The organism is Kitasatospora sp. NPDC101801 (assembly GCF_044766665.1).
In the GTDB taxonomy this organism is placed as follows: Bacteria; Actinomycetota; Actinomycetes; order Streptomycetales; family Streptomycetaceae; genus Kitasatospora.
On the sequence record NZ_JBIWML010000072.1, the window covers coordinates 1 to 8,010 of the forward strand.

Below are 8,010 nucleotides of genomic sequence, written 5' to 3' on the forward strand. Positions count from 1 at the left end.
CCGCCGCCGCCACCGGGGCCCCGGGCGCCTTCCCCTCGCTGGCCCGCCGCGGGGTGCCAACCGCCGCCCCCCCCCTGGCGGAGCCCCGGGGGGGGGGGGCGGGGGGGGGCCGGGGGGGGGGGCCGGGCCCGGGCCCCCCCCCGCGGCAGGAGCGTCAGATGACGGTCTCGGCCTCGACGTAGCGTTCGGCCGGGACGGTCTTGAGGTCGGCGACCGCGTCGGCGAGGGGGACGAGGCGGATCTCGGTGCCCTGGAGGGCGGTGATGTGGCCGAAGGCGCCCTTGTGGGCGGCCTCGACGGCGTGCCAGCCGAAGCGGGTGGCGAGGACGCGGTCGTACGCGGTGGGGGTGCCGCCGCGCTGGGTGTGGCCGAGGATGACCGGCTTGGCCTCCTTGCCGAGGCGGTGCTCCAGCTCGCGGGAGAGCTGGTTGGCGATGCCGGTGAACCGCTCGTGGCCGTAGATGTCCTTCACGCCCTCCTCCCAGTGCATGGAGCCGGGCTCGGGCTTGGCGCCCTCGGCGCAGACCACGATGGCGAACTTCTTGTTCCGGTCGAAGCGCTCGCGGACCACTTCGGTCAGCTTGTCGATGTGGAACGGGCGCTCGGGCACCACGATCGCGTGCGCGCCGGCGGCCATGCCCGCGTTCAGCGCGATCCAGCCGGTGTGACGGCCCATCACCTCGACCACCATGACCCGCTGGTGCGACTCGGCGGTGGTCTTCAGCCGGTCCAGCGCGTCGGTGGCGACCGAGACGGCGGTGTCGAAGCCGAAGGTCACGTCGGTGCAGGCGATGTCGTTGTCGATGGTCTTCGGGACCCCGATCACCGGCAGCCCGCCGTCGCTCATCAGCTTGGCGGCCTTCAGGGTGCCCTCGCCGCCGATCGGGATCACCGCGTCGATGCCGAGGTCCGCGCAGTACTGCTTGGCCCGCTCGACGCCGTCCCGCAGGTGGCTCGGCTGGACCCGGGAGGAGCCGAGGATGGTGCCGCCCTGGGCCAGGATGCCGCTCACCGAGTCGAGGGTGAGCGGGCGGTGGACGCCCTCCAGGAGACCGCGCCAGCCGTCCTGGAACCCGATGATCTCGTCGCCGTGGTCGACCACCCCCCGGTGGACCACGGAACGGATCACAGCGTTCAGGCCAGGGCAGTCACCGCCGCTGGTCAGCACACCAATACGCATTGCTTTGCAACTCCCGAACAGTACGGACAGCCGGACTTCCACCATACGGCGCCCGGATCCGACCGGGCAGGCGCCGATGTGGGCCGGGTCACCCTTGACCCGGCCCTCGCGGTACTGCGCCGAACGCCTTAGGAGGGTGGTGCGTTCGGCTCTTCCATTGTGTGACGGATCGCGGGGGGTGTTGACCCCTGTTCAACCCTTGGACAGCTCAGGCGGGCTGACGGGTCGCCGAGATCCGCTCCGCGCGGAGCGCGTCGTACCAGGTGGTGTCGGCCGGCGGGAGCGCGTTCACGTCCAGCGCCAGCTTGATCAGCATGTCGGCGACGGCGGGGTTGCGGGCCATCACCGGGCCGTGCAGGTAGGTGCCGAAGATGGTGTCCCGCCAGGCGCCCTCGGTGCCGTCGCCGGTGCCGTTGCCCCGGCCGACCTGGACCTGGGCTAGCGGCTTGACGCCCTGGCCCAGGTGGGTGATGCCCTGGTGGTTCTCGAAGCCGGTGAGCTGAGGGAGGTTCAGCTGGGGGTCGGTCTCGGCCAGCACGTCGCCGACGCAGCGGGCGCCCTCGCCCCGGCCGGTCCAGACGTCCAGCAGGCCCAGGCCCGGCTGGCGCTCGCCCCGGTCGTTCAGGAACTCGTGCCCGAGGATCTGGTAGCCGGCGCAGACCGAGAAGATGATCGCGCCGTTCTCGGCGGCCCGGACCAGACCCTGGTCCGCCGCCAGCCGCTCGGCCGCGAGCCGCTGCGGGCGGTCCTCACCGCCGCCGATCAGGTAGATGTCGCCGCTGGTCGGCACCGCCTGGTCCGAACGGACGTCGATCCGCTGCACGTTCAGGCCGCGCTGGCGGGCCCGGCGCTCGACCACGAGTGCGTTGCCGCGGTCGCCGTAGGTGCTCAGCAGGTCCGGGTAGACCCAGACCAGGCGCAGGCTGCTCTCGCTCATCCTCTGGGACCTTCCGGACTGCGGCCGCACCTGGGGCGGCTCGGTGGGGTACGCGGGCTGCTGCGGCGCGCCGGGGTGCACCGGCTGCTGGTAGGGGTTGCCCTGGTACGGGTTCTCCTGGAACGGGGGAGTCGCCATCAGTTCGCCACCGCCTTGCGCAGCTGCTGGAACGCCGTGTAGTTGGCGATCGCCTCGATCCGTCCGGGCGGGGCCATCCGGACCGCCTGCTCCAGCGAGTCCACCACCTGGAACTGCAGACCCGCCACCTCCAGCCGGACCGCCAGGTCCAGCTTGCGCTGGCCCATCACGAAGATCGGGTGGCCGGACAGCCGCTCGTAGTCCACGTCCCACAGCCAGGAGGTGTCGGTGCCGTCCGCGTCCAGCGCGTTCACCGAGAGGATCACCGGGGCCGGCGGCTGGTCGATCAGCGAGAACGTCTCCAGCCAGCCGGCCGGGTTCTTCGCCAGCAGCAGCCGGACGTCGCGGCCCAGGTACTGCACCACGTCGTAGCGGCCCGCGACCGCCGTGACGGCCTGCATCCGCTGGAGCGCGACCTGCGGGGCGACACCGAAGACGGCGGCCACCGCGGCGGAGCTGGTCGCGTTGGCCAGGTTGGCCCGGCCCGGCAGCTGGAGCTGGATCGGCCAGGCGCCGCGCTGCGGGTCGATCACGTGGGTGCCCTGGAGCGCCCAGTGCGGCTGCGGACGGCGGAAGCCGCAGTCCTGGCAGAACCAGTCGTCACCCGGACGCTGCATCACGCCACCGCAGGACGGGCAGGACCAGGCGTCCTCCTTCCACGCCTGACCGGCGGCCACCCAGACCACCTTGCGGCAGGACGAGGCGGCCCAGGTCACCAGCGGGTCGTCCGCGTTCGCGATGATCACCGCGTCAGTGTCCTGCAGGCCCTCGCGCCACTTCTCGGCCATCATCCGGGTCTCGGCGGCGCGGTCCAGCTGGTCGCGGGAGAGGTTCAGCAGCGCTATGGCCTTCGGCCGGGTGTCGCGGGCGACGCCGGCCAGGTACTTCTCGTCCACCTCGATCACGCCGAAGCGCGCCTCGCTGCCACCGGCCAGCGCGGCGGTGATCCCGGCGGGCATGTTCGCGCCGAGCGCGTTGGAGACCACCGGGCCTGCGGCGCGGAGCGCCTCGGCGATCAGGCGGGTGGTGGTGGTCTTGCCGTTGGTCGCGCTCACCAGCACCACGTCGAGGTGGTCGGAGAGGGTCGCCAGCAGGTCGGGGTCCAGCTTGAGGGCGATCTTGCCGCCGATCACCGAGCCACTGCCCCGGCCGGCCTTCTGCGACAGGGCGGCGGCCACCCGGCCGGCCGTCACGGCGATCTTGGCACGGGCGGGCAGCGAGGCGTCGCGTACGGCTGCGGCTTCCGAATCGGGGCCTGGCATGCTCTGTGGTTCCTCCTTGCTGCGGCGCCGCTTGCGCGGCAGAACGGGGCCAGCCTACCCACTCCGTCCCGCCGCACCGCGCAGGGGCGCTTCTGACGCCTGCTCAGGCCGACCGGCCGGTCGGCCCCAGGTGGTGGTGGCCCCGTCCACCGGATCGTGCACCCTCAGTCGGGACGCGACCGCCGCGGCCCGTCCACCGGTGCCGGCAGCACCAGGGAGCGGACGGTGCCGTTTGGTGCGGAGTGCCGGAACCGCTCCGGCTCGTCGTTCTCGGCGAGGGCCCAAGCCAAGCCGCAGTCCCACCGGCCCAGCAGCGCGGGATCGGCGGTCACGCGGCGGCGCAGCCTGACCCATGGCTCTGCTGTAGGCAGACGCTCGGCCTGCTACGGAGTCAGGGGCTCGGGGAACTGCGACGCCGACCTCGGGAAAGGTGATCGCTGCGTGGGTGGTCAGGCACTTTCGCAGTGACCCGCACGCCAGATCTCCTCGCAGTTCCCCGAGCCCCTGGGGTGGTTGACGGCTGGGCGCCTGCCTACGGCGCAGCCCCCGAGCCCCTGGGGTGGTTGACGGCTGGGCGCCTGCCTACGGCGCAGCCCCCGAGCCCCTGGGGTGGTTGACGGCTGGGCGCCTGCCTACGGTGCAGCCCCGAGCCCCTGGGGTGGCGGTTGGTGGGGATCGCTCAGGTGGGCTGTGGCACAAGGAAGTTGGGGTCGTGCAATTCCGGCTCAGCCTCTTGGCCGCCCCTTCGGTGGCTGGTACCGTCCTGACTTTGAGAGCGCTCTCAGGGAGAGTGTTCGCCCACCCAGTCACACCATGACACCTGCCGGGGGCCCCTCCCGCCGCGCCGGTGCCGCCGTTCCGCGACCGCATCCATGGAGCAGCGCTCGCCCGTGTCCCGGCCGCCGACCCGCCCCGTCAGGGGGCGGTCGGTGCCGTCCCATGCCGTCGCACCCCCCGCACCGCGATGAACAAGGGAAGGACCCACCCCATGACGCTCCAGAGAACCGGTCCACGCGTCCGACGCCCGCGGCAGGGCGCCCGCGGCATCCCGCTGCTGCTGGCCGTGCTGGCGCTGCTGCTCGGCGGCCTCGGCCTGGCACCGGGGACGGCTGTCGCCGCAGACCCGGACTACACCCAGAGCGTGACCGCGACCAGCGGCACCCAGGCGAAGATCTCGTTCACCCCGACCACGGCGGCGCTCTACGTCGACGTGCACTACCTGGTGAACGCGGCGAACCAGCAGAACGTCCGGATGGTCAACGGCTCCGGCACCTGGACCCACACGGTGAGCGGCCTGGCCACCGGCAACGTGCTGGACTACTGGTTCACGTACGAGAAGAGCGGGCCGCAGTACGACACCCCGCACTTCGGCTACACCCAGGGCGGCGGCACCGGCGGCCAGGTGGCGCAGCCGACCTTCAGCCCGGCCGGTGGGCAGTACGCCTCGGCCCAGACGGTGACCATCTCGGACGCCACGGCCGGGGCGACCATCCGGTACACCCGGGACGGCTCCACGCCGAACGGCAGCTCCCCGGTGTACACCGGGCCGATCAGCGTCACGGCCAGCGGCACCGTCCGGGCCTTCGCCCAGCTGGCCGGCCGCACCGACTCCCCGGTGGCCACCGAGGTCTACACCATCGGGGGCACCCAGACCGGGTGCCCGGTGCAGTCGGACACCCCGAACTTCGGCCCCAACGTGCACGTCTACGACCCGAGCATGTCCGCCGCCACCATCCAGGCGCAGCTGGACGCCCACTTCGACCAGATGAAGGACACCCTGTCCGCCCAGTTCAGCTCGAACCGGGTGGCCGACCTGTTCAAGCCGGGCACCTACAACGTCAACGACAACGTGGGCTTCTACACCTCGGTGGCCGGTCTCGGCCAGAACCCCGGTGACGTGGTCATCAACGGCAACATCACCGTGGACGCCTTCAACGCCTCGGACGCCGGCAACGCCACCCAGAACTTCTGGCGCAGCGCCGAGAACCTCGCGATCAACCCGGGTGGCGGCACCAACCGGTGGGCCGTTGCGCAGGCCGCCCCGTTCCGGCGGATCGACGTGCGCGGCAACCTGGCCCTCTACCCGGCCAGTTACGGCTGGGCCAGCGGCGGCTACGTCGCCGACAGCTGGGTCAGCGGCCAGATGGCCTCGATATCCCAGCAGCAGTGGTACACCCGGGACAGCGGCCTCGGCAGCTGGGACGGCGGCGTCTGGAACATGGTCTTCTCCGGCGTCCAGGGCGCCCCGGCCAACACCTTCCCCACCCCGCCCGAGACGGTGCTCGCCACCACCCCGGTCTCCCGGGACGTGCCGTACCTGTACGTCGACAGCGCCAACCGCTACCGGGTCTTCCTGCCGAGCCTGCGCACCAACGCCACGGGCCCGAGCTGGGCCGCCGGCAGCACCCCCGGCAGCTCGCTGCCGATGAGCCAGTTCTACGTGGTCAAGGCAGGTGACACCGCCGCCACCATCAACAACGCGCTCGCCCAGGGCTGCAACCTGTTCGTCACCCCCGGCATCTACCACCTGAACCAGACGCTCAACGTCACCCGTGCCGACACGGTCGTGCTCGGCATCGGCTACCCGACCTTCGTCCCCGACAACGGCGTCAACGCCATGCAGGTCGCGGACGTCGACGGGGTCCGGCTCAAGGGCCTGCTGTTCGACGCCGGCACCACCAACTCGCAGGCGCTGCTGACCGTCGGGCCGGCCGGTTCGGCGGCGGGCCACGCGGCCGACCCGACCACGATCCAGGACGTGTTCTTCCGGATCGGCGGTCAGGTCGCGGGCAAGGCCACCACCAGCCTGGTGGTCAACAGCAGCAACACGATCATCGACCACATCTGGGCCTGGCGGGCCGACCACGGCAATGCCGGGACCTTCGGCTGGACCGTCAACCCCGCCGACACCGGCCTGATCGTCAACGGCAACAACGTGCTCGCCACCGGCCTGTTCGTCGAGCACTACCAGAAGCACGAGGTGATCTGGAACGGCCAGGGCGGCCGGACGATCTTCTTCCAGAACGAGATGCCGTACGACGTGCCCAACCAGGCCGCCTGGAAGAGCTCGGCCACGGTGAACGGCTACGCCGCCTACAAGGTCGGCCCCAACGTCACCAGCCACGAGGCGTGGGGGCTGGGCAGCTACTGCTACTTCAACGTCAATCCGGCGGTGGCGAGCTACCACGCGTTCGAGGTGCCCAACGTGAGCGGGGTGCGGTTCCACTCGCTGCTCAGCGTCTCGCTGAACTACCAGGGCACCATCACCCACGTCATCAACGACACGGGCGGGGTCACCCCGACCGGCACCGTCCCGGTGAACGTCGTCTCGTACCCGTAGGGCACACGAGCCGGCAAGGGCTCGGGGCTCGGAACCCGGCCGGAACCCAGGGGTTCCGGCCGGGCGGGCGACAGGATCACGGTGGGGTGGGGCCGACTCCGGTGACGGTGGTGGCGGTGCGGACGGAGGTCTGCTCGCCGGCCTTGACGGCGGCGAGTTCGGCGCCGTGCTCGGCGATGGCGGCCTGCTGCAGCCGCTGTTCGGCGTGCAGCCAGGTCGGCACCAGGCCGGTACGGCCCTTGCACGCCAGGTCGGTGCGCGCGGTGGCGAGCTCCTCGGGGGTCGGCTCGGGGGTGTGCCAGCGCCGGTCCGTCGCGGCGGACAGCGGGTCGGGGTAGGGCCGGCCGCCCTCGGCCATGCAGGCGGACCAGGCCGCGAATCCGGCCACGACCCGGGGATCGGTGAGCGACCGGTCGAAGCTGTCCGCGTCGATCCGGCCGGGCAGTTCCGGTGGGCCGTAGTAGCCGCCGCCGTCGACGAGTTGCCGCTTGGCGTCGCCCTCGCAGCCGCCCACCGGGACGTCGGCGCCGCCGTAGCTGCGCACCGAGCCGTCGGCCACCCGCTGCTCGTCGGCGGAGCGGGTCGCTCGGCCCTTGGCCTTGGCCTCGACGGCCCAGGCGGGCGCTGCGGTGCCGGCCCGGCCGCTGACGTAGAACGCCTTGTAGTGGTAGCCGCTGGTGGCGTAGCCGTCCGCGTCGGCGCCGTACCGGCCGACCATCGGGTCGAAGTCGCGGCGGTCGTCCGAGGGTTCGGCCAGGCCGCTGAAGCCGTGGGCGGCCATGCAGCGGTTGTAGAGCAGCACGTAGGCCGCCGCCTCGACCTTCAGCTGGCCGGGGGTGAACTGGTACGCCGCGATCGGCAGGGTCTCACCGGCGGCGAGGGTCCCGGTGGCCGGGCCGACGGACGGTGCCCGGTCGGCCGGGAGCGGAGCACGGGCGGCTGAGCCGCACGCCGCGAGGAGGCAGGTGGCGGCGGCCAGCGCGAGGAGGGCGGCCGGCTTTCTCACGGCTCGTCACATTCCTTCCGGGGTGGGGTGGGGTGGCGCGGGGGGGGCCCCCCCGGGGGGGGGGGGGGCGGGGCCGCGGGGGGGGGGGGGGGGGGCGGCCCCCCCCCCCCCCCCACAACATCCCCGCAGAGTGTTTGTGTGTGAGCC

The 8,010-nt window shown here is 72.4% G+C and carries 6 protein-coding genes; 1 reads left to right on the forward strand and 5 read right to left on the reverse strand.

From position 1 onward, the window contains the following. Nucleotides 1-154: 154 nt before the first annotated feature. The 4 genes from ACIRPK_RS35935 to ACIRPK_RS35950 all read right to left on the reverse strand — a co-directional run bounded on the left by ACIRPK_RS35935 (nucleotide 155) and on the right by ACIRPK_RS35950 (nucleotide 3,849). Nucleotides 155-1,180: a 6-phosphofructokinase gene (locus ACIRPK_RS35935; protein WP_403046903.1), complete on the reverse strand. Its 1,026-nt coding sequence runs from the start codon at nucleotides 1,178-1,180 to the stop codon at nucleotides 155-157. A gap of 208 nt (nucleotides 1,181-1,388) precedes the next feature. Further along, nucleotides 1,389-2,117, reverse strand: coding sequence for a type 1 glutamine amidotransferase (locus ACIRPK_RS35940; protein WP_057235347.1), 729 nt, complete (start codon nucleotides 2,115-2,117; stop codon nucleotides 1,389-1,391). Nucleotides 2,118-2,254: 137 nt separating this feature from the next. Continuing rightward, nucleotides 2,255-3,517 carry a MurT ligase domain-containing protein gene (locus ACIRPK_RS35945; RefSeq protein WP_403046906.1) on the reverse strand — a complete coding sequence of 421 codons (1,263 nt, stop codon included), beginning with the start codon at nucleotides 3,515-3,517 and terminating at the stop codon, nucleotides 2,255-2,257. Between the two features lie 164 nt (nucleotides 3,518-3,681). Next, nucleotides 3,682-3,849, reverse strand: coding sequence for a hypothetical protein (locus ACIRPK_RS35950; protein WP_403046909.1), 168 nt, complete (start codon nucleotides 3,847-3,849; stop codon nucleotides 3,682-3,684). A 656-nt stretch (nucleotides 3,850-4,505) separates the two neighbouring features. Between ACIRPK_RS35950 and ACIRPK_RS35955 the strand changes: the two genes are divergently transcribed. Next, entirely contained in the window at nucleotides 4,506-6,857 is a 2,352-nt protein-coding gene (locus tag ACIRPK_RS35955; protein WP_403046911.1) for a chitobiase/beta-hexosaminidase C-terminal domain-containing protein, read from the forward strand. A gap of 76 nt (nucleotides 6,858-6,933) precedes the next feature. Here ACIRPK_RS35955 and ACIRPK_RS35960 read toward each other — a convergent pair whose 3' ends face one another. Further along, a complete protein-coding gene (locus tag ACIRPK_RS35960; protein ID WP_403046914.1) occupies nucleotides 6,934-7,863 on the reverse strand; it encodes a hypothetical protein in 930 nt (309 codons plus the stop codon). Between the last annotated feature and the right edge of the window lie 147 nt (nucleotides 7,864-8,010).